19 protein-coding genes are annotated in these 20775 nt (G+C 57.0%); 6 read left to right on the top strand and 13 right to left on the bottom strand.

Features of this window, described 5'->3' with window-relative positions:
• Positions 1–33: 33 nt before the first annotated feature.
• Positions 34–543 carry a hypothetical protein gene (locus tag FJ988_RS19825; RefSeq protein ID WP_140820024.1) on the bottom strand — a complete coding sequence of 170 codons (510 nt, stop codon included), beginning with the start codon at positions 541–543 and terminating at the stop codon, positions 34–36.
• Between the two features lie 519 nt (positions 544–1062).
• Here FJ988_RS19825 and FJ988_RS19820 point away from each other — a divergent pair.
• The 3 genes from FJ988_RS19820 to FJ988_RS19810 all read left to right on the top strand — a co-directional run bounded on the left by FJ988_RS19820 (position 1063) and on the right by FJ988_RS19810 (position 4242).
• On the top strand, positions 1063–3027 hold the full coding sequence (locus FJ988_RS19820) for an FAD-dependent oxidoreductase (RefSeq protein ID WP_140820023.1): 1965 nt from the start codon (positions 1063–1065) through the stop codon (positions 3025–3027).
• 52 nt (positions 3028–3079) lie between these two features.
• On the top strand, positions 3080–3625 hold the full coding sequence (locus FJ988_RS19815; RefSeq protein WP_140820022.1) for a VOC family protein: 546 nt from the start codon (positions 3080–3082) through the stop codon (positions 3623–3625).
• A 122-nt stretch (positions 3626–3747) separates the two neighbouring features.
• Complete coding sequence (locus tag FJ988_RS19810; protein ID WP_246688610.1) at positions 3748–4242, top strand: DUF2938 domain-containing protein; 495 nt, start codon at positions 3748–3750, stop codon at positions 4240–4242.
• 56 nt (positions 4243–4298) lie between these two features.
• Here FJ988_RS19810 and FJ988_RS19805 read toward each other — a convergent pair whose 3' ends face one another.
• The 5 genes from FJ988_RS19805 to FJ988_RS19785 form a co-directional block, all read right to left on the bottom strand.
• Positions 4299–5450 carry an ABC transporter ATP-binding protein gene (locus FJ988_RS19805; protein ID WP_140820020.1) on the bottom strand — a complete coding sequence of 384 codons (1152 nt, stop codon included), beginning with the start codon at positions 5448–5450 and terminating at the stop codon, positions 4299–4301.
• On the bottom strand, positions 5447–6265 hold the full coding sequence (locus FJ988_RS19800; RefSeq protein ID WP_140820019.1) for an ABC transporter permease: 819 nt from the start codon (positions 6263–6265) through the stop codon (positions 5447–5449). Before FJ988_RS19800 ends, FJ988_RS19805 begins: the two co-directional genes overlap by 4 nt.
• Positions 6262–7080, bottom strand: a complete 819-nt coding sequence (locus FJ988_RS19795; protein ID WP_140820018.1) for an ABC transporter permease — start codon at positions 7078–7080, stop codon at positions 6262–6264. The genes FJ988_RS19800 and FJ988_RS19795 overlap by 4 nt, the downstream gene beginning before the upstream one ends.
• Before the next feature lie 123 nt (positions 7081–7203).
• A complete protein-coding gene (locus FJ988_RS19790; protein WP_140820017.1) occupies positions 7204–8277 on the bottom strand; it encodes an extracellular solute-binding protein in 1074 nt (357 codons plus the stop codon).
• A 131-nt stretch (positions 8278–8408) separates the two neighbouring features.
• Entirely contained in the window at positions 8409–9806 is a 1398-nt protein-coding gene (locus FJ988_RS19785) for an LLM class flavin-dependent oxidoreductase (protein WP_246688609.1), read from the bottom strand.
• Positions 9807–10010: 204 nt separating this feature from the next.
• Between FJ988_RS19785 and FJ988_RS19780 the strand changes: the two genes are divergently transcribed.
• Positions 10011–11330 (top strand): CaiB/BaiF CoA-transferase family protein, encoded by a 1320-nt coding sequence (locus FJ988_RS19780; protein WP_140820058.1) that lies wholly within the window; start codon positions 10011–10013, stop codon positions 11328–11330.
• 169 nt (positions 11331–11499) lie between these two features.
• On the opposite strand, the gene FJ988_RS19775 is transcribed toward FJ988_RS19780, so the two are convergent.
• The 4 genes from FJ988_RS19775 to FJ988_RS19760 all read right to left on the bottom strand — a co-directional run bounded on the left by FJ988_RS19775 (position 11500) and on the right by FJ988_RS19760 (position 15559).
• Complete coding sequence (locus FJ988_RS19775; protein WP_246688608.1) at positions 11500–12330, bottom strand: IclR family transcriptional regulator; 831 nt, start codon at positions 12328–12330, stop codon at positions 11500–11502.
• Between the two features lie 187 nt (positions 12331–12517).
• On the bottom strand, positions 12518–12736 hold the full coding sequence (locus FJ988_RS19770; protein ID WP_140820016.1) for a hypothetical protein: 219 nt from the start codon (positions 12734–12736) through the stop codon (positions 12518–12520).
• Positions 12737–12764: 28 nt separating this feature from the next.
• A complete protein-coding gene (pcaF, locus tag FJ988_RS19765) occupies positions 12765–13970 on the bottom strand; it encodes a 3-oxoadipyl-CoA thiolase (RefSeq protein ID WP_140820015.1) in 1206 nt (401 codons plus the stop codon).
• A 164-nt stretch (positions 13971–14134) separates the two neighbouring features.
• Positions 14135–15559 carry an FAD-binding oxidoreductase gene (locus FJ988_RS19760; RefSeq protein ID WP_181183606.1) on the bottom strand — a complete coding sequence of 475 codons (1425 nt, stop codon included), beginning with the start codon at positions 15557–15559 and terminating at the stop codon, positions 14135–14137.
• Positions 15560–15988: 429 nt separating this feature from the next.
• On the opposite strand from FJ988_RS19760, the gene FJ988_RS19755 reads away from it, so the two are divergent.
• Positions 15989–16840 carry an IclR family transcriptional regulator gene (locus FJ988_RS19755; RefSeq protein ID WP_246688607.1) on the top strand — a complete coding sequence of 284 codons (852 nt, stop codon included), beginning with the start codon at positions 15989–15991 and terminating at the stop codon, positions 16838–16840.
• Between the two features lie 64 nt (positions 16841–16904).
• On the opposite strand, the gene FJ988_RS19750 is transcribed toward FJ988_RS19755, so the two are convergent.
• The 3 genes from FJ988_RS19750 to FJ988_RS19740 form a co-directional block, all read right to left on the bottom strand.
• The gene (locus FJ988_RS19750) at positions 16905–17198 is read right to left on the bottom strand and encodes a hypothetical protein (protein WP_140820013.1); all 294 of its coding nucleotides are present in this window, start codon (positions 17196–17198) and stop codon (positions 16905–16907) included.
• A gap of 41 nt (positions 17199–17239) precedes the next feature.
• On the bottom strand, positions 17240–17785 hold the full coding sequence (locus FJ988_RS19745) for a cupin domain-containing protein (protein ID WP_140820012.1): 546 nt from the start codon (positions 17783–17785) through the stop codon (positions 17240–17242).
• A gap of 374 nt (positions 17786–18159) precedes the next feature.
• Positions 18160–18903, bottom strand: coding sequence for a TetR/AcrR family transcriptional regulator (locus tag FJ988_RS19740; RefSeq protein WP_140820011.1), 744 nt, complete (start codon positions 18901–18903; stop codon positions 18160–18162).
• Positions 18904–19504: 601 nt separating this feature from the next.
• Here FJ988_RS19740 and FJ988_RS19735 point away from each other — a divergent pair.
• Positions 19505–20623, top strand: coding sequence for an extracellular solute-binding protein (locus FJ988_RS19735; protein WP_181183605.1), 1119 nt, complete (start codon positions 19505–19507; stop codon positions 20621–20623).
• Positions 20624–20775: the final 152 nt, after the last annotated feature.

Below are 20775 nucleotides of genomic sequence, written 5' to 3'. Positions count from 1 at the left end.
CTCGTCTCCATTGAGCTATAACCCGGCCAGCGTCTATGCTGCCGCATTCATCCAAATTTCCGGAAGCGGGCCTGTAGCGCCCAGGAATGGGTCCGTCGGAGGCACCGGAACCTGCTGAACCTTACGAAAAGCTTCGGCAAACTCTGACGCCTCGCATAGCCGGAAATCGCGAATGCCGTAGCCCAACGGGTAAGCGCCTATGGCCAGAATGTCGTCGCTGATCCCAATGCCCAGGTGACCAACGCCGGCCGGAATCACGACGACGTCGCCCTTTTCCAGTTCGACATCAACACCCCCATCTCCGCCGAGCCGTCCTGTCTGGGCGCCGCTGGCAAAGCCGATCAGCTCATGAGCATCGCTGTGAAAGTGGTGCTTTGGATAGAGCCCCATCTTGCTGTACCAGTCCGGGAACCAACCGTTGGCCCGTATGGTCGCCTCGAAATTGGCGATGCTGCCTGAGATGATACCGCGGTAGATTAGCACCGGAAGACGTGAGTTGGGCACTGTCGGCGTGGGCTTGAGAAATATTGTCTCGACCTTCATTGGGATCCCCAATTTTTGCAGCTGGCTTTGACGACCTTGCGACTCATGCCTGCCCTGAATTGGCGGACCGCCTCACCGGGTAACCACCAGTACCGACTGGTCGGCTAGCATATCCTTATATCCACCATTTGCGTCGGATTGGTCAAGCGCGCCGCAGGACGTTTTGGAATTCAGTTTCGATTTTTGGTAAGCCTATAAGGGGCAAAGTCGGAACCTAATTCCAAATTGCTTGACAGCTTCGCTGCGGACGATATGAGTTAGTGGAACGCGACGGGTTGCACCTTGCGAAGCGAATGTGGCGCGAGCGCTTTCGCGTCTGACAGCGAAAGGGAACCCACGCGGTATAACCACCGTATTTTTGGATCGCTCCGTCTTGTGCAGGTTCAGGTGATGAATGACCCGACCCCGATTGGCAGATCCAATAGTGACTGAGTGGCCAATGCCAATAGTCCGCTTCTCAGTTTGGATGACGGATTTTAGGCAAGACCTTTTGGATCATGTTTCGGGGATATGGATTGAATGAGCGAAGCTAGCATTTCGCAACTGTTGACGCCGCTGCAAATCGGCAACGTGCGGCTGAAGAACCGAATGGTCTTCACAGCACATGATACGGCGCTCCAAGAGAAGGGAATGGTGACGGACGCCTATATCGCCTACCAAGTCGCGCGGACGCGTGGAGGCGCAGGCCTCCAGATCCTGGCCGCCGCCAGCATCGATGAAAATTCGGCTACCTACGAGCATCAGATTCAACTCTTTACAGACGAGTCGATCCCAGGCTTCCGTCGGATGGCAGAGGCAGTGCATGCCGAAGGCGGGGTTGTTTTCGGCCAGCTCCTCCACTCGGGGCGCGCTGCGACCTACTCTTTGGATGGATCCGCACCGGTAACGTACTCCTCCTCCAACCTTATGTCCGAGAGACATCACATCGTACCTCGGGCGATGTCCCTCGCCGACATTAAATCGGTAATTCGGTCTTATGCTGCCGCCGCCAAACGGGTCCAATTTGCTGGGCTGGATGGTGTCGAAATCTGCGGTAGTCATGGCTATTTGCCCGCGCAGTTTCTGACGCAGGGGGTGAACAACCGAACCGACGAATATGGGGGGAGCGCCGAGAACCGTTTCCGGTTCATTCTAGAAGTGTGTGAGGCCATTCGCCATGCAGTGGGTATCGGTTATGTGGTCGGCATCCGACTGTCAGCAGCTGACCTCGATAATGTTGGGCTGGATGCCGACGATGCTTTGGACATGATGCGCCGTTTGGAGAAGGCAGCTCTTGTCGACTACTATCATCTCGTCGTGGGGGGCGCATCGACCAAGTCGGGGACGATCCACGTTGTACCTCCGATGGCGCTTGCGGCAGGCTACGTAACGCCTTTTGGGGAGAAGGCCAAGAAAGTTCTGAAAGCGCCGGTGATCGTTACCGGCAGGTTCAACACGCCCCAGGTTGCCGAACTGGCGGTGAGACGTGGGGCCGCCGACGCCGTGGGGATGACCCGGGCAATGATCTGCGACCCGCTAGTCGCCAAAAAGATTCAAGAGCGCCGCCTAGATGATATTCGCGCCTGCATCGGATGTGACCAAGCTTGTATCGGCCATATGCAACGGGGCTACAGTGTCTCATGCATACAATACCCGGAGTCCGGTCGCGAAACTTCACTCGCGATCTATCCGCCAGCGGCTCTACGCAAGCGAGTGCTGGTCGCTGGAGGTGGCCCGGCCGGAATGAAGGCCGCGGTCGTGGCTGCAGCGCGCGGCCACGACGTTATCCTTTGCGAGGCTGGGGGGCAGCTTGGCGGCCAGGCAAATCTTGCAGCAAAGATCCCAGGCCGCTCCGAATTCGGCGGTATCGTCACAAATCTGAGCCGAGAAGTGCAACTTGCTGGCATCGAGGTTCGCATGAGAACTCGCGTTACCCGCAACCTATTGGAATCAATGGCGGTCGACGCCCTGGTGATCGCGACAGGGGGCAAGCCTGCTGCCTTTGACCCCACAAGGTTCGAAGGCATGACGACAATAGTTGCGGCAGATGTTCTTTCAGGCGCAGTAAAGGCCGGTCAACGCGTCGTGGTTGCGGACTCGATGTGCGATTGGGTGGGGATCGGCGTAAGCCTGCAACTTGCCTCCGAAGGGCACGAGGTGACGCTCGCCATCACCGGCGTGCAGCCTGGCGAAATGGTTCCGCTGTATGTCCGCGATGAAGCTGCGGGACGGCTTTTCGACGCGGGCGTAAGGGTAGTGAACTATGCGCGGTTATATGGCGCTGACGAGGATAATGTGTATTTCGAACACATCATGGCGATGAAGCCCTTAGTCCTCGAGGGGATAGATACGTTGGTGCTTTGCGACGGCGCACGAGCGGACAGAACGCTCGAAACTGAGGTAGCTGGGCTTAACATTGAGACATATCTGGCAGGCGACTGCCTAACTCCTCGCACCGCCGAAGAGGCCGTTCTCGAAGGGCTCAAGGTTGGGCGGCGTATTTAGAAGCGGAGCCCGCTTCCAAAAAACCAAAACAATTCATGATGGAGATTGAACAATGAGCAGAACTTTGTTGGGAACTGCGGACCAACTGGGCTTCATGGTCGATGATCTTGAAGCTGCCGTACGTTCGTGGGGCGCAAGGGCAGGCATTGGACCGTTTTTTTATTTCGATCCTGCCCCCTATGAAATCGAGTATTTGGGCAAGGAGAGCGCCCCGCTCTGGAGTGCCGCCATCGCCTATGCCGGCACTACACAGATCGAACTCATGTGCCAGCACGACGACGCGCCTTCTGTTTACCAAGATTTCAAAAAGAAGCATGGTGAGGGTCTGCTCCATACCGGTCGGTATGTGCCTAGCCCTAAAGCTGTTTCGGATGCATTGGTGAGCCGAGGCTGCAAGATGTTGCAGTTCAATTGGGATGGCAACAAAGTCGAGGATTGCATCTATCTTGAGACCGCCGATCATCCTGGTGCGTTGGTGGAACTCATCATTGCAACCCCGGCTCGACTGGCACGCGCGGAGCTTTTGCAGAAGCTTGCACGTGATTGGGATGGAACCAATCCGTTCAGACCTTTCGCAGAATTGTCGAACATGACGTGAGTCGATAAATGCATCGATCAGAACGATCAGCCGCCTAAGGAACCCCTCTCCAACCAAAATTGTCCCCGATGCCAGTTGTCGCTTCGCGGGTTTCTTTGCAGGAAAAACGTCGGGAGGACCCGTTGCCGGACACGATCACAATTTGGCATGGTGCGCTAATCGGTATCGGCGCCACTGTGACCATCGACATCTGGGGGCTTGTTCTGTGGAAGCTTTTTCAACAACCGCTCGCTAATTGGGGACTTATAGGACGCTGGGCGGCGCATACACCCGCGCTGAAGTTCTTTCACGACAATATCCGAGAAGTACCACCTATCCAGAATGAACTTACTCTTGGATGGATCGTTCACTATGGGACTGGCGTCATATTTGGACTTGCGTTCGGCATCATCGTAGGATCTTCTTGGTTTGCTGATCCCACGGTGCTGCAGCCCTTGTTGTTCGGCCTCGCCACCGTGCTATTTCCATGGCTGCTGCTCCAACCGGGCCTGGGAGTCGGTTGGGCAGCTTCAAAAACACCGAGGCCGTGGAAGACCCGCGTGCTAAATCTAATCTCGCACGGATTGTTCGGGATAGGCTTGTGGGCGTCAGCCTTGTTGCTCCACGCTCTGAAGTAGGTGGGTGGTCCCACTACCGGCGCGACTTTACGCGCCAGTACTTCTTCAACACCCTCCTAGGTGTTGCTGACAATCAGTGTATCGTTCGCATTCCAGCCAAGAAAGACCGTTTCGCCCATTTCAGAGGCGAAGGACTCGCTGCTGATCTGCTGCCACTGCTCAATGATCACGTCAGGATGGACACCAATGCGATGACGCTGAACACCGTTGGTGAACATGCTGTCGATGACGATGCCCGATTGGACGTTGTCCGTATCCGGACGCGTTCGGAAAATCCGAATGGCCTCGGGGCGAATGCATACGCAGCAATCCTCATCATCGCCAGCGACAGCTGACGACCTGAGTCTCAGGCCACAGTCGGTGTCAACGATCAAGCCGGCTTCGGAGCGCTCCATCCTGGATACGTGCAGCAAATTAGCTTGCCCAAGAAAGGATGCCACGAAGCGGTTCCGCGGCCGGAGGTATAGTTCGCGCGCCGAGCCCATTTGCACGATTTCGCCGCCATTCATGATTGCGATGCGGTGCGCCATGGCAGCTGCCTCACTTTGGTCGTGCGTCACGTAAAGGACTGTCGATCCAAGTTTGGCATGAAGCTGCTTGATCTCATATTGCATTTCCTCGCGTAAGTTCTTGTCGAGCGCGCTTAGTGGCTCGTCCATCACTAATAGTGATGGGTTGTAGACAGCGGCTCGAGCAAGCGCTACGCGCTGCTGTTGGCCGCCAGAAAGAGCACTCGGATACCGGTCGACGAAATCGTCCAGACGCACCAGCTTTAGAGCATCCCGCACCCGCACCCAAATGTCGGCTTTGGGAACGCCCCGCATCTGCAACGGAAAGGCGATATTTTGTCCAACGGTTTTGTGAGGGAACAGAGAATAATTCTGAAACACCATCCCGATATTACGCTTGAAGGGTGGCACGCCTTCAATGCTCTTCCCGTCAATCAGGATATGCCCTTCCGTGGCGGCGATGAACCCAGCCGTGACGCCGAGCAATGTAGTCTTTCCCGACCCGCTGGGTCCAATGATCGCGAAAAACTCTCCGGGCTCGATATCAAGGTAAGTTGGCTTTAGGGCAAGCGCGCCGCCATAGCGCTTCGAAATGCCATCATAGCGGATACCACGCCCACTGGCGCCGAGTACGTTTGGCCTTTCTGTGAGGGAGGCCAGTTTCTGATCTGAGACTCTGGTCGGGTTCTGTAGGTTCATTGGTGCATGTCATTGGAGAAGCGTTTGCCGGCACGCTGCAGAAGCGCCACGGCGGTGAGAAGGCTCAACGAGAAGATGACGGCGACGGTAGAAGCCGCGGCAATGGTTGGCTCCATCTGATAGCGGAGTTCGTTCCACATGAAGACAGGTAGCGTCACAGACGACGCATCGGTAAGAAACAAGGCGATGATGATCTCATCAAACGAAAGAGCGAAGGCAAAGATCGCGCCAACAATTATGCCGAGCCGGATCATTGGCAGTGTCACATGCAGAAAGGTCCGCACGTTGTTCGCGCCAAGGGTCATAGCCGCGAGTTCCATTGAGTCGCTGTAGCTGCGTAGTGATGCCGATACAGTCGTGAAGACAAGAGGGATCGCGATCGCCACATGGGCCATGATTACAGCAGCGCGTGTTCCAACTAAGCCCAAGGCCGCCATGATCGGAAAGATCCCGATCGCCAAGATGATCTGTGGCATGATTAGGGGGGACATGATCATCATCGAGACTGTGCCGCCGAAACGAAGCCGGCCTCTGACCACGCCAAGCGCTGCCATCGTGCCCAGAATGGCGGCCGCCAGGCCGACGCCCAATCCGACGAGGATCGTGTTGCTGAAAGCCGTCATGTACCCTTGGCTGTTCCACATCCGCTCATACCAATGGATCGAGTAAGATGGCACTGGAAGGCGCAGGTAACGCTCGGAGCTAAACGAGATCGGAAAAATCACGAAGAGTGGCGTCAGCATGTAGGCTAAGCCCAGCAACGCAACGACGACGGTCGTGACAGACGCGAAACGGTCAAATAGACGCCAGTTCATGTCGACGGCTCCAATTTTACCCCGCGAAGTCGTGACAAAGCCAGGATCAGCCACACTGATATAAACACCATGACCAGCAACACCGACGCCAAGGCCGATGCCAACTGCCAGTTGAGTGTCTTGGTGACTTCCTGCTCAATGAGTACTGCGATCATCATCTCGTTGTCGCGTCCGAGCAGCGCCGGCGTCACATAGAACCCGAGCGCGCTGATGAAGACGAGAACTGAGCCTGCCATGATGCCGGGCAGACACATGGGGATATAGATATGGACGAATGCGCGAATTGGGTTGGCCCCGAGAATCTGCGCGGCCATCAGCTTGGTTCGGTCGAGCTGCCGCATCGTGCTGACAAGCGGCAGTATCATCAATGGCAACAGCACTTGCACCATGCCGATCTGAACCGCCAAGGAATTGTACATCAGATCCAACGGCGCGCCTATCAATCCGACGTCGGTCAGGACAGTATTGATAAGGCCTCGCCGCCCAAGCAGCGCTATCCAAGCGTAGGTACGTGTCACGACGCTTGTCCAAAGTGGGATCATGACGCAAGCGAAGGCGATGTTGGCCCAGAAGGGTCTTGCCCGAGAAATCACATGCGCGATGGGGAAACCAATAAGAAACGCCGCGCAGGTCGCTATCAGCGCTGTCTTGAAGGTTTGGATCAGAACCCAAACGTAGATCGTGTTTGAGAAGATCTGCCGGAATTGGTCAAGGCTGTAGTCGGGACCGTTGAAGCCGCGGTACACAACGATAACCAGCGGCAGGATGAAAGTTGGCAACAAGAAGAGTGCCGGCGGCAACACCAGCAATTTCATCACCCTATCCGGTGTCCAAACTTTGCTCTTGCTCATCCTCGCCGATTCCGCACGGCCGCAGCCTTCGAGGCGGCCGCAAACGCGGCCGCCTCGAGATCCGAAGATTGCGTCGTTGCTACTCCGTCAACCGATCAACCATTTGTTGAACTCGTTGGTAATCTTCTCGGTGTTCTCAGCGAGCCACTTGAAGTCCTGAAGACGGTTCTTCGGAAAATTGTCAGGATGGCTAGCCGTCTTGGCAAGCTTGTCAGGCTCGACAAGAGGGAAGGCCTTGGTGTTGGTCGGCCCCATGGCTACCTGGTTGGTCAGACGAGCCTGTGCTTCTGGAGACGCCATGAAGGCTGCAAATTCCATGGCAGCAGCCTTCTTGGGATGTCCTTTTGGGATCACGATCCCATCGCCATCCATAATGGTATTGTAAGGAATAAATTTCACTGGTTTCTTGTCGACGACCAGTGCGTCAGCACGGTTCATCCACAGCATCGCCATATCGACGGTACCATCGACTATCATCTGGGCTGACTGAGCCCCTCCTTCATACCAGACGATGTGCTCGCGAACCGCACTGAGCGTCTTCAGAGCCTTGTCAATGTCAAACGGGTAGAGTTTGTCCAAGGGAGTTCCGCCCCCAAGGGCGGCGATATCAAGGGTCTGGTTGCCGGACTTGTAGAGGGCTCTCGGAGCTTTGTTCTCCGGATTGAAGAAATCGACCCAGTTCTTCGGTTCAGAGCCCTCCGGAACCGCATCCGTATTCCATGAGATAACTTCAGGCCCCAGGTCATTGAGGAACCAGCAATCGAAGGTCGTTCCTGGAAGGAAGCTGCTCTTGTCAACGACACTGTAGTCGATCGGTTCGGCCAGGCCCTGCGCCTCGGCCATCGCTGCATCGCCCGCGGCCATTAGAAGAAGGTCGAATTGTCCCCACGCCTTGGCCTCCACCATGGCCTTGAGTTCGGCCAATCCCTTGAAAGGTTGCGGATTGATCTTGATCCCGGTCTGCTTGGTGTAGTCATCAAAGAACGCTTTCCTTATAAAAACACCCCAGTCTCCACCACCGACAGTCACCAGCAATTCGGTAGGCTTCGACTGCGCTAGCGCCGGCATACTCAGACCGGGAAGCGAGAGAGCGACGGCACCGGCGCTGAACTGCAGTACCTTGCGTCTGGTCAGATTACCTGAATTAGCTTTATTTGCCATTTTAGTCCTCTTTCCCCTTTTTTGCGTTTCGTTAAGTCTTGCTGTTTCTCTGTTTTTATTCCGTCTTTCCTATGATTTTGATTTTCATTGCGTCTGGATACTAAGTCGTTAGAGCTCCCGCCCTAATCCATTTAAGTTCCGCTTCTCAGATGATCGCGGAACGTGCGGCCAGTATAGTCCTTGCGATAGATTCCCCGCCTCTGAAGCTCCGGAACAACCCCCGTGACGAATTGTGTGTAAGCAGACGGACTGAGCGAAGGGCACACAATAAATCCATCGCATGCGTTAGCCTCGAAGTATTCCTGCATGTAATCGGCGATCATTTTCGGAGTGCCGATCAGTTGGGGCGTCATCTGGCTAACACCCCAAGCGTAGCCAGCGTCGCGCAGAGTCTTGCCTTCGGAACCTTGCAAGATAATGTCGAGCATCCCCCGCGCACCCTGCGTTACTTCGAGTTCACCCAGCGGTTTGTCCAGGGGATGGCCAGAGAGATCGATATTGACTGCATTCGAAATCTCAGCCACGCCCAACTCGGCACTGACGAATGAGTTAAGATAGTCGGCCTTCTCGCGAGCAATTGCTTCCGTTTCACCAATCACGATATCCACCGCGGGCAGGATTGCGCAGTGGTGCGGGCTGCGCCCGGCAGCTTCCACGCGCGCCTTAATGTCACTGTAGAAGTCCTGCATGTTCTTTTTGTCGGCGTGCAATGTGAAGATAACCTCAGCCCAGCGGGCGGCGAATTGCCGGCCTCGTTCAGAGGATCCGGCCTGCATGATGACTGGCGATTCCTGCGGCGAGCGCGGGGTGTTCAGGGGACCTCGCGTTTTAACGTATTTGCCTTGATAATTGACATAGTGGACCTTGGAGGGATCAGCGTAGACGCCCTTTTCCCGGTCAAGGATGAGGGCGCCCGGCTCCCAACTGCGCCAAAGCGCGTGGCATGCCTCCAAAACCTCGTCGGCGAAATCGTAACGCACATTCTTGTCCATCAGGCGATCCATGCCGAAATTCTGGGCCTCCAGATCGCTGGTGGATGTGACGCAGTTCCAGCCGGCCCTCCCCCCGCTGATGTGATCAAGTGTGGAGAAGGCCCGGGCGATATGGAACGAATGGTAAAATGAGGTCGACATCGTCGCGGCTAGTCCGAGATGCGTCGTCACACGAGCTATGGCAGCTAGCAGCTGCATCGGATCAAGGAGCCAAGTCTGCCCTGGTTCGCGCAGGTTGGGTACAAAAGACCCGCCATGGGAACTGTTCAGCATCAGCACGTCGACGAGGAACATGCCGTCGAATTTGCCTTGCTCCAAAATTCTGCCGATCGTTTCGTACCGCTCTGGCTTCAGCGCGTCCGCTCCGTCGCTCTCAAAATGCCGCCATGATCCGTTGTGATGCCAGGTGGGACTTGCACAGCAATACCCCACCAGGTGCATTTCTCTCGCCATCCAGCCAAGCCTCCGAGAACCAAGATCGATCTGCGCAGCGCAGTCCAGCTTAGTTGCAAATTGGATGAAAACAAGTGGCACCATAACCAATTTCGGAACGCAATTCCATTTATTTGCATCGTCGGGCTATCAAAACCGAGAAAGTCGGCCGGCCGTCGAGCGCCCCGAAAAGCGCAATGGGTTTAGCAGTTCATTTTCGGAACCTAATTCCAATATCGGTTGACGCCGACGAGGGTGAACGGCAGAATGGCCGTTAAAGACGACAAGACTGCTCGCGGCGGGAGGAATATGAACTTGGCATATCGCAGTGCAGCCACGGCCCGCCTGCCGTTAGAAGGGATCAAAGTTCTCGATTTGTCACGGGTGCTGGCTGGCCCCTGGGCGACCATGACCCTAGCAGATCTCGGTGCCGAGGTTTGGAAGGTCGAGAACATCGACGGCGGCGACGACACTCGCGCTTGGTCGGTTCCAAGCTACAAAGGCACAAGCACATATTACCTTTGCGCGAATCGCGGCAAGCGTTCTCTCGCTATCGATCTGAAGACTCGTGAAGGACTTGAAGTTGTCCTTGATCTGGCTCGCAATTGCGATGTTGTTGTCGAGAACTTTCGCGTCGGCACCGCAGAGCGTCTTGGCGTTGGATATGAGCAATTGCGACAGTCGAACCCACGATTGATCTATTGCTCGATCTCCGGCTACGGCAGAGACACGTCCGATGCCCGGCGGCCAGGTTACGACTTCGTGGTGCAGGCAGAAAGCGGACTAATGTCGATCACCGGCGAAAGCGAAGGACAGCCGCTTCGCTTCGGCGTCGCCATCACTGACGTGACTTGCGGAATGATTGCGGCGCAGTCGATCTTGGCGGCGCTTTACCAGCGGCAGGAAACAGGTCTGGGTCAGCACCTCGATGTCGCGCTCATCGATACGGCGCTCAACTTGTTGATTAATGTTGGTAGCGGCTTCCTCAACACCGGGGCCGAGGTGAAGCGATACGGCAATGCTCACCCCACAGTGGTGCCATACCAGATTTTCGACTGCGTAGACGGAAGCTTTGCGCTGGCGGTCGGAAACGACCGTCAATTCGCAGCGCTATGTAATAAGGTAATCTCCCGGCCGGAACTGTCCCAGGATCCTCGCTTTCGCACGGCGAATGGCCGCGCGAAGAATCGCGACGAACTGATCCCAATCCTCGAAGAGATTTTTCGAATTGATTCGAGAGAAAACTGGATGAAGGCCTGCGCGACGGCGGAAGTACCCTCAGGGGTCGTGAAAACAGTTGCCGAGGCGTTGACCAGCGAGACCGCAAAAGAACGTGGCATCGTACAGCTTCTCGATAGTGCGCACCTCGGCAAAGTCTCCCTGGTAGGTCCAGCTCATGGGCTTGCTGCCCAAAAAACGTCAGCTCACCGCGCACCGCCAATGCTTGGCGAGAACACGCGAGAGGTGCTTGCGGAGGTACTCCACTATTCCGCGGCGAGAATCGCGGCGCTCGAAGAGTCGGGTGCTGTGGCCTCTTTTGAGAATTTATTGAGCTCGCCCCCAGACGAGACCGGCGCCGCAGCGTCGTGGGCGCAGTTGCGTGAAACAGGAAAGCCCGACGCATCGTAGTCGCGCAAAGTCAAGCAGGGGATCCATCTTCTTCTGGAGATAGGCAGTCGTGAACACGCCCGCCAACGATCAATAGGCAACTCGCCCGAGCAGAGCGACCGGATTGGCTGTAGGCGACAATCTGGCTTGAACTATCCAACTATGTCGCATCAGTGCGTCATTAATTTGCTCAGATTTCGTCACCGATCGCTATATTGTTTCTTCCCTCTAGGAGAGATTCTAGCTTTTCCCTCAGATCCATCAGGGCCGGTCCGATTTTCTGTCGTGCCGATTTCGAGTCGATGATTTCCGCGATCCCACCACAGGTGAACGCTACCGGGGGCGATCCATCGCGTGGTCGGAATGGGATTCCAACCGCTCTGATATGTCTCTGCCAAGTGCCGAACGCGGTGATGTATCCAAGCCGAGCGTATTGGGCGAGCGCGTCATCGAGCAATTTGATCATCTCTGCTCGCTCGACACGGTTCTTTGGTAGAAAATTCCGCTTTAATTCGTCTCGCTCGTCGTCCGTTAGACCGACGAGAAAGGCCAGACCCATGCCGCTGTTCCACAGCGGAAGTCGCGAACCCAAATTCAGCCGAAGCGTGACAAGGCTTTCGGAGCGGCAATTGGACAGGTAGACCATTTCGTTCTGCTCTAGCCCTGCCAGCGCGACAGCAGCACCGGTTTCGCGAGCAAGCGCATGCATAAGGGGCCGAGAAACATGCACCACGGGATTCGAGCTAAGGGCGGTATAGCCAAGCGACACCGATGCGGTTCCCAGACTGTATCGCCTAAGGGCTTCGTCGTAGACCAGATAGCCCAGCGCAGAAAGCGTATAAGTGAGCCTGGAGACGGTGGCCTTTGGTAGTCCGGTCCTCTCCATCAGGTCCAGATTGCCCAGGGGTGGATCCCCGCTGCCAAAGGCCCTGAGTATCTGCAGCCCACGAACGAGAGACGTCGAGAAGCCCTCACCGTTTAACGTATCGTCATTGGGGTCGAATTTGGTCCGCTTGCGCAATTGGCCTCCATTTCCTCCAAACCGGATTCGACCACCGGCGTGTCGATATATAGCGCCTAGCATTGCTTGGCGAGCCAACCCTCTCCTCTTAACTGAAATATTCGCTCCAATATCATTTTCCGGATCGAAAATGTGAGGACATAGGTGTGTTTCGGCGTGCAAAATTTTGAACGCCGGTTGACACCAATCAGCTGGATACCACATCGACGGCACCTGATACGTCTTTCAGCCGTCTGTTCGTGGTTGCCCCCAGGGCTGCAGCATCGACAACATGACGCGCTTGGCTGCAAGATGCCGGCCATGCGCGCAGCAGCTTCGGTTTCGCTAACGCGTAGCGTGGGATCCGCATATCGATTTCGTAGGCCGCCAAAATTCGATCATTGTCCCAGCCGCTGCGACCGTCCATTCCATCTCCCATGAATGGTGCGAAGCGGTCAGACCCGCTCCAGCGCAATCGCGATACCCTGGCCGACGCCAATGCACATAGTGGCCAAGGCCAGCTTGCCGCCGCGTTCACGCAGCTCAAGCGCTGCCGTGCCGGTGATACGCGCGCCCGACATGCCGAGCGGATGACCAAGCGCGATGGCGCCGCCGTTTGGGTTGACGTGCGCGGCGTCCTCGGCGATGCCGAGATCACGCAGCACAGCGATACCTTGCGAGGCGAAGGCTTCGTTGAGTTCGACGATGTCGAATTGCTGCGGTGTCAGGCCGAGGCGGGCGCAGAGTTTCTTCGTGGCGGGCGCGGGGCCGATGCCCATGATGCGCGGCGCGACACCGGCGGCGGCACCGCCAAGGATACGGGCGATCGGCGTCAGGCCGTGTTTCTTCGCGGCTGCTTCCGAGGCGATGATGAGGGCGGCCGCGCCGTCATTGACGCCGGAGGCGTTGCCGGCCGTCACGGTGCCGCCCTGGCGGAACGGCGTCGGCAGTTTGGCCAGCGCTTCGATTGTGGTGCCGGCGCGAGGATGCTCGTCCTTCGAGACGATGACGGCATCGCCCTTTCTCTGCGGGATCGTCACCGGCGTGATCTCTTTCGCCAGACGGCCGTTGGCTTGCGCGGCGACTGCCTTGTCCTGGCTGCGCGCGGCGAAGGCGTCCTGGTCGGCGCGTGAGACGGAAAAATCCTCGGCGACGTTCTCGCCGGTCTCCGGCATGGAATCGACGCCATACTGCTTCTTCATCAGCGGGTTGATGAAGCGCCAGCCGATGGTGGTGTCGTAAATCTCGGCATTGCGCGAGAAGGCGGTATCGGCCTTGGGCATGACGAAGGGAGCGCGGCTCATCGATTCGACGCCGCCGGCGATCATCAGTTCAGCCTCACCGGCCTTGATGGCGCGCGCGGCAATGGTGACGGCATCCATGCCCGAGCCGCAGAGGCGATTGACGGTCGAGCCCGGAATGTCCTGGGGCAAGCCGGCGAGCAGCAGCGCCATGCGCGCGACGTTGCGGTTGTCCTCGCCGGCCTGGTTGGCGGAGCCGTAGACGAGGTCGTCCACAGCTGCCCAGTCGACGCCGGCATTGCGTTCGATCAGCGCTTTTAGCGGGATGGCGCCGAGATCGTCGGCACGTACCGAGGAGAGGGAGCCGCCAAAGCGGCCGATCGGCGTGCGGATGTAATCGCAGATATAGGCCTCGGCCATCTGAGCAGCTTTCCCTTTGGCGGTTTCCCCAAGCATGCACGGCCTTGTTGCAAAGGCGTGTGATGTCCTGAGTTCGAGTCCGTCGGCTCCAGCGTGTCTTCAACGACCTCAGCAAAGCTGAACCTCAGTCCACACGTTTGGCGAATCATTGACACGTAAAAAGTCTAGCGCGGAAAACGGAGCGGCGGGGTCATCCGCCCACCGATTCTGCGATTGGCGACGTGACGTTTGCGAATGACGCCTTTGGCCAGGAACGCGGCGAGAATACGGCTCGGCCATTTCCGCTTCTTGCGGGTCACGAACCAAGCGTCAGCGTTCTCCGTATGCTTTCCCAAGGCGAGCTCGGCGAGCGTACGACCGTTCTGCATCCCGCAGGGCATGCCGTTGCCCCAGCAGCCGCAAGCGTAGAGGATGCGCGGGTCCCTGGCTTCGCCGACATGAGGAATCCAGTCGGGTGTGATCGAGATAGGCCCTCCCCACGTCTGCGCGACGCCGACGCCGTACAGCGCGGGAAAGAAGGCCGCCAGGTGGTCGGGGCCAACCCGCTTGAGGCGAGTGTCGATCTCTGGGGCGAGATTCCGGTCCCACGGTGCAGAGGTGTAGTAGCCCCCGACATAAAGGATTCGACCATCCGCCGTCGGCGCGAACGAGTAGAACAGGTCCGAATGGATGTTAATGCCCGCTCGTCGGGGCCACCCGACCCTTTCCCATTGCTGTGGTGAGAGGGGTTGCGTGATGACCCCCTTGACCATCAGAGGCGTCTGCTCGCGGGCAAGGCCGAGCCGCCTAGCGCCGGGTAGCAAATGAGTGAAGGCGTTTGTCGCCAGAACCAGTTTCTTGCAGCGGATTACGCCGAGTCCCGTATGTAGCGTCATCAAATTTTCCGTGGTGTCGATCGATGCCACCGGCGAATTCTCGTAGACTCTGGCGCCTCGGCGCTCGGCAGCGCGTTTGAGGCCACGCACCAGCTTAAGCGGGTTGAACTGGCCTCCCCGCGACTCATGGTAAGCGGCGCCAAACTGGTTGCTACCGAGTTCCTGCTCGACCCGCTCGCTTTCAACGTAAGCAACATATTGCGACTGCCCCATCCGCTCCATCAGCCGCATGGCCTCGTCCACGTGCCCGTCACCCTCGATGCGCAGGCAGACGTTCATCGTTCCCGTATTTGCATAGTCACAGTCGATGTCTTCATCCAGACGAAGGTCTTGGATCAGGGCTATGCCACGGTGGATGTAGTTCCACGCCTCACGCGCCCTTTCGGCCCCATAGCTCCCGACAAGGCGCTCGGGTGATGTGCCTCCAAACTTCATGATGATCTGCCCGGCGTTTCGGCCGCTCGCACCAAAGCCGACGACCTCGGCCTCGAGCAATGCGACTTCCAAAGAGGGTTCGAGCTTCTTCAGATGATACGCCGTCGATAGGCCGTTGATACCGCCTCCAACGATGCAGACGTCGACATCGGCTTGGCCGACAAGGGGGGCAGAAGGTTGATAGGAGTCGGAGGTGTTCCACCAATGTGAGCGGGAACGGTTGAGAATGGACCCGCCAGACAGCTTTTCCGCCGAAGTGTTCGGTATCACTACTTCCATGCGGTGTTTTCCTTTCGCGGACACCGACCGGCCATGCGACTGGTTGGCGCCACCTCTCAGGAAATCTGACATTAATCGGATTTTGTCAAGACTCATCGGGCCAGCGTTAGTGCAGCCCGATCTTCACAGAGGTCGTAGCGACATAGAAGCTCGAACACGATCTTTTGTAGTTCGTCGCCCAAAATGACACGTCTGTATCACCATGTGTCGTCTGGCGAGTTTGCCGTACCGACTTGGTCAGATGGGGACGTCGTCTGCTATTCGGAAGTTTCCGCACCGGCTTTGAAAAACCGCTCGTTTATGACCTTCACAGAGAGGGAAGAGCATCGGGAAGTGTTTGGTGAACCTAACCGCACTTGGAAAGGAAAGCCTTCACGTAGGTGCTGTTACTAGGGTACAGCATGCCGACGTAGGATCGAGGAAACCAATTTGCGAAAGCGACTGAGTAACCCTATTGACGACGCTGGCGAGAGCGAGGGCTTCTCAACGTCACTGGTGCGTGGGCTGCAAGTATTGCGAAGCTTCCGCCCGGGCGACGCGTCGCTTGGAAACTTAGAACTTATGGCCCGCACGGGGCTGCCGAAAGCGACTGTGTCGCGACTAACCTACACACTCGCGGGCCTAGGCTATCTCGTGTACGATGAAACCCTTGGACGCTACAGCCTCGGTGCGGCGACAATCTCGCTTGGCTACACCGCTTTGAGTTCAAACGCCATCGTCCACGTTTCGCGCCCGCTCATGCAGGCACTGGCTGACAAAACCGGCGCAGCGGTCGCGCTTGGAACCCGCGACTATGACGAAATGGTCTATATCTCCAACTGCAGATCTGAAAGCTTGCTGACGCTGAGACTCAATGTCGGGTCAAGGGTCCCTCTGTGGAACAGCGGTATGGGCCTGGCCTATTTGGTCGGCCTCCCTGAAGAGCAACGAAAGCTGCTGAAACACCGGTTCCTGCCTCGCGCGAGGAGCGAAAGAGCAACCTTTTCGAAGTTACTCGAACAAGCCCTGGACCAGTATGCCCGTGTGGGCTACGTCACAGCCTTGGGCACTTGGCACAGCTACATCAAAGCCGTCGGTGTTCCGTTTACCCCCATCGATGGGTCTCCGCCTCTTGCGTTCTCTTGCGGCGGGACCGCCGAGGTTATCGACGAGCAAACGATTGCCGAGATAATCGGACCGGCGCTTGTTAAGATGAGAATTGGTGTCGAGGAAATCCTCTCGGGCACGCCTATCGACTCCGTCTCGACCAACAAGGGCAAGCGGCCTAAGGTCGGCCGATGAGGAGTGTGCGCAGCGTAACGGTCCGGCGTGCTTCATGTGTGCCGCTCGGATATCGTGACTTGCCTTAACTGTTTCTCGCGCCCAGATCCTTCTCATGCGCGATCGCCGCTTGCATAGCCTCGATGATCGGCTGGATCTTGGCGATGTCATACGACCTGCCCATGAATGTCATCTGGTAGGCGATCGCCTCCTGCGCGAGATAGCGCCGGCGTTGGATGAGCATGCCAAGCATGCGTTCAAGATTGCCCAGATGATCCTCGCTGAGCTCCGATTTTCCGAAATCTTCGACCGGACGGGCGTAGCCGGACTGCTCCTTTAGGGAATTGTACTCTCCGATCTCCGGCGGACTCTTGTGCATTGTCGTCTCCTTCCTCTGTTCAGGCAGCAACGCCTTGGGCCTTAGACCGTATGCTTGGCCGGTACGGGCTTGCCTCTGTCTGCGTCATTCCATAGTGCCGGAAGGGGACCGCCGGGACCGAAGAAGGGATCAAAGGCCGGGATCGGCACCAGACGCGACGTCTCCGCAAGTTCATAATACTCGTCTGGATGACCCAGACGGAAATCGAGCACTCCGAATCCGGCAGGAAACGATCCGGTCACGAGCAGATCGTCGGTGATCGAAACGCCGAAATGTCCGACGCCAGAGGGAATAGCAACGACATCTCCCTTGCGGAGCAAGACCTCTCTGCCGTCATGGCCCCCAAACAGCCCACACGCCTCGCCCCGGATGATTGCGATGAGTTCGTGTGCCTGGCTGTGGAAATGATGCTGCGGATAGAAGCCGATCGGACTGTGCCACGTCGGGTTCCAGTAATTCGATCGTTGACGATCTTCCATTTGAACCGCTGACCAGACGATAACATTTCTATAAACGAGTAAGGGCAGACGCGAATTCGGCACCCGTCCGTTCCCGTTGAAAAAATAGGTCTCGACAGTTACGCCCATAACAATCCGTCCCTACTAACGCCACCGACCAGGACCGGACTGCGGGCGCCCTGCCTGTGACGGCGCCCACACGTAAGGCCCATGCGCCTTTCCCAAGTCGGCCTTATCGCCCCCGCCTGCCTGAGTTGCGGTGTGCAGCACAAAACCCAGGCCGGCGCCAGCGCCATCACAATCTACGCAGAGTCAATTTGCGCGGGTAAAATCTCTCTGTGCTCTATGATGCCGATGGCACTAACCTGATATTAATCGGGTTATTCATATCGCGTCAACGGTGGGGCGTAAAATTGTCCAGCTCACTCTCGCTGCCAAATGCGTGGGAAGGCAGCCAATCGCAGGTGACCGCTTTTAGGAATGGTTCGAGTTCCCGTTTTGAATCATGCCCCCCTTTTCCCACGCTTGACCGCGAGCACATCAGGGAGAATCGTCCGTAGATAGGAGATCTGCATTCGCATGGAGTGTTCGAAGGATTCGTCGTCAATCCTGCCGTAGAGCAGATATGCGCGCGCCCACACCCCCTCGACGAGGTCCATCGCCCGTGAAAAAGTCTCCTCCATATCGGGTATGTCGGGTATGACAAAAAAAGACCTCAACGCTGAAACCAACTCACGTGCTGCTGCGCGCGTCTCTTGGAATGTCGCACATGTCGCTTGGCGATGGAGTTGCGGACCGAGAAGCACCTCGCAGGCCGGTCGGTTCGAGTTGTATTGATCGCGGGCATATTCGCCCATCTTGTACATCCAGACTTGCCAGCTCGGATTCTTCGATTGTGCCTGAGCGCGATGCGCCCGAACCGTAATCTCTGTGGCAATGTGTGCGCACTTCCTTGTCAATTCGATACGCAGCGCCGCCATGGTGGGGAACAGGTAGCTTATGGAAGCCGGCGGTATGTTTGCCGCTCGCGCGATATCGTAGGAACTGATGTCCTCGATGTTGGCAGTCTCGAGCAGCTTTTCAGCCGTCGTGAGGATCTTCGAAAACCTCGCCTGGCTCCTATTCTGTATAGGTCGACGCGCGATATGCTCGACATCGTCGGACCTGCTTTTGCGCTGGGACGATTTAGGTCTAACGACAGCGCTCTTCGCCGTGTCGAAAACCCGATCCTCATTTGAATGTCTCATCAAAATCTCCGTTCCATCGGCTGTCTGAGATTTGGACCTCGCGAGACCGATATCACTCTCTGCAATCGGGTTTTCTCTTGATAGGATCCGCTAAACAAAATCGCTGCCTGGATATCCAGAACGTATCAGCGTCGTTCTGGCCGGCGAGACCACATCACACACGTGTTTTACAATCTTAATCGAGAATCTAGCCCATCGAAATGTTCGGCGCGAGTAGGAATTGCGCCGAGCTGCTGACGATTTGACATCGACTTCTCACAAGATCGCAAACTACCGCGCGACCAAGTTCTAGACATACCGGAAATTCCAATCTTTGCTCTGGCGTCTTGTATTCTAAGGCGTTTCACACCGATTGCCTCGGCGTTTCGGAAGGTCGAAATGCAGGACAAATAGGTTCGAAACGCGACCTAATGGCGGGCCATATCCCTTATCACGATCTCGGTCACGTCGCGAACCAGTTTTCGATTAAAATCCGATTTACAACCAATTCGAACTGGGCTAAGCCTCTGTGACAGCCATCTTCGGCCCGGCTTTTTGCCGTCGCCGGGGAAGCGGAAAAATCAAAAACAAGATCCACTGAAGGCAAATGGGGAGAACTAAGATGATAAGCAGAATCAGCCGCAGAACCCTGCTGAAGGGGGCGACTACAGCTGGCTTGGCAGCGCTCGCTGCACCGGCCATTGTCAAGGATGCCCTGTCGTCATCGGGCAGTCTAAACTACATGGCATGGGCAGGGTACGACTACGCGCCGTTGCTCGAAAAGTTCAAAAAGGCGACCGGGATCACGGTCAAGATCACTTCTGCACAGCCTGATTCAGAGACGATGCTTTCGCAGGCAAAGCTCGACAAAACCGGCATCGATATCGCTGAGCCTGCGATGCACTATGTGCGCGTGTGGGTTAGCGAGGGCATGCTCCAGCCCTATGATTTGAACAAGATCAAGATGTCCAATTTTGTCGACGGGGCGCCGGGCGCTTCGCCGGGAGACCAGGGTGAGGTCGAGGGCAAGCGTTATTACTTGCCCTCGAGCTGGGGCACAGAAGCGCTGGTGTTCAGCAAGAAGGACGCGCCAATGGCCTACGGTACGGCCAGTCTCGCCGACCTCTTCGACAAGAAGTTCGAAGGCAAGGTGACGTTGCGCCCGCAGTCGGCTCTGCCGGCCATGGGGCGCCTTCTTGAGGCGCAAGGCAAGTTGCCACGGCCGTTCCTCGACAGCTACAAAGATGAAGCTACGATGCGACAGATCTGGGACATCGTCCTGGCTGCGGCGATCGAACGCAAAGCTAATGTAGCCCAGTTTTGGGCCTCGGACTCCGAGGCCGAGGGCGCGTTCCGTACGAATGGCTGCACGCTCGGCCTGTGCTGGGACTCAACCGGCGCCAACCTCGCGCCGGACGGGTTTGGTTTCCTGGCACCTAAGGAAGGGGCGTTCAGTTGGAGCCAGGGTTTCGTCCTGATGAAGAGCGCCCAGAACGTGGAGCAGGCGAACGAATTCATCAACTGGGTTTCGTCGGCTGAGGGGTCCGCCGGGTGGGCCACCATGTATAGCTGCAACCCAATCGGCAAGGGCGGCATCGAGCTCATGTCGCCGAAAGTGCTCGATTTCTACAAGGCTGCATACCCAGAGGATGCCTTGAAGAAGCTCTGGCTGTGGCCGCCACGCGAACCATGGTTCGTAAAGCTGAGCACGGAATACGGCGACAAGTGGCGCGCGGCCTGAGCAAGGTTGCGCATTGGCTGCAGGCGCGGCCAGCCCTTTCGGGACGGAGCCTGCAGCCTTATGATTTGACCTTTAGACCCAGACGCGGCGAGGCTAAGAGTTGATGCCTCCGCCGCACGCGTGCCGTTGGCGGCAGCGTGCAATTATGGCAT

The sequence above is a fragment of the Mesorhizobium sp. CU3 genome (assembly GCF_006442965.1).
Classification (GTDB): Bacteria; Pseudomonadota; Alphaproteobacteria; order Rhizobiales; family Rhizobiaceae; genus Mesorhizobium.
This window is presented reverse-complemented; position numbering and strand designations above follow the sequence as displayed.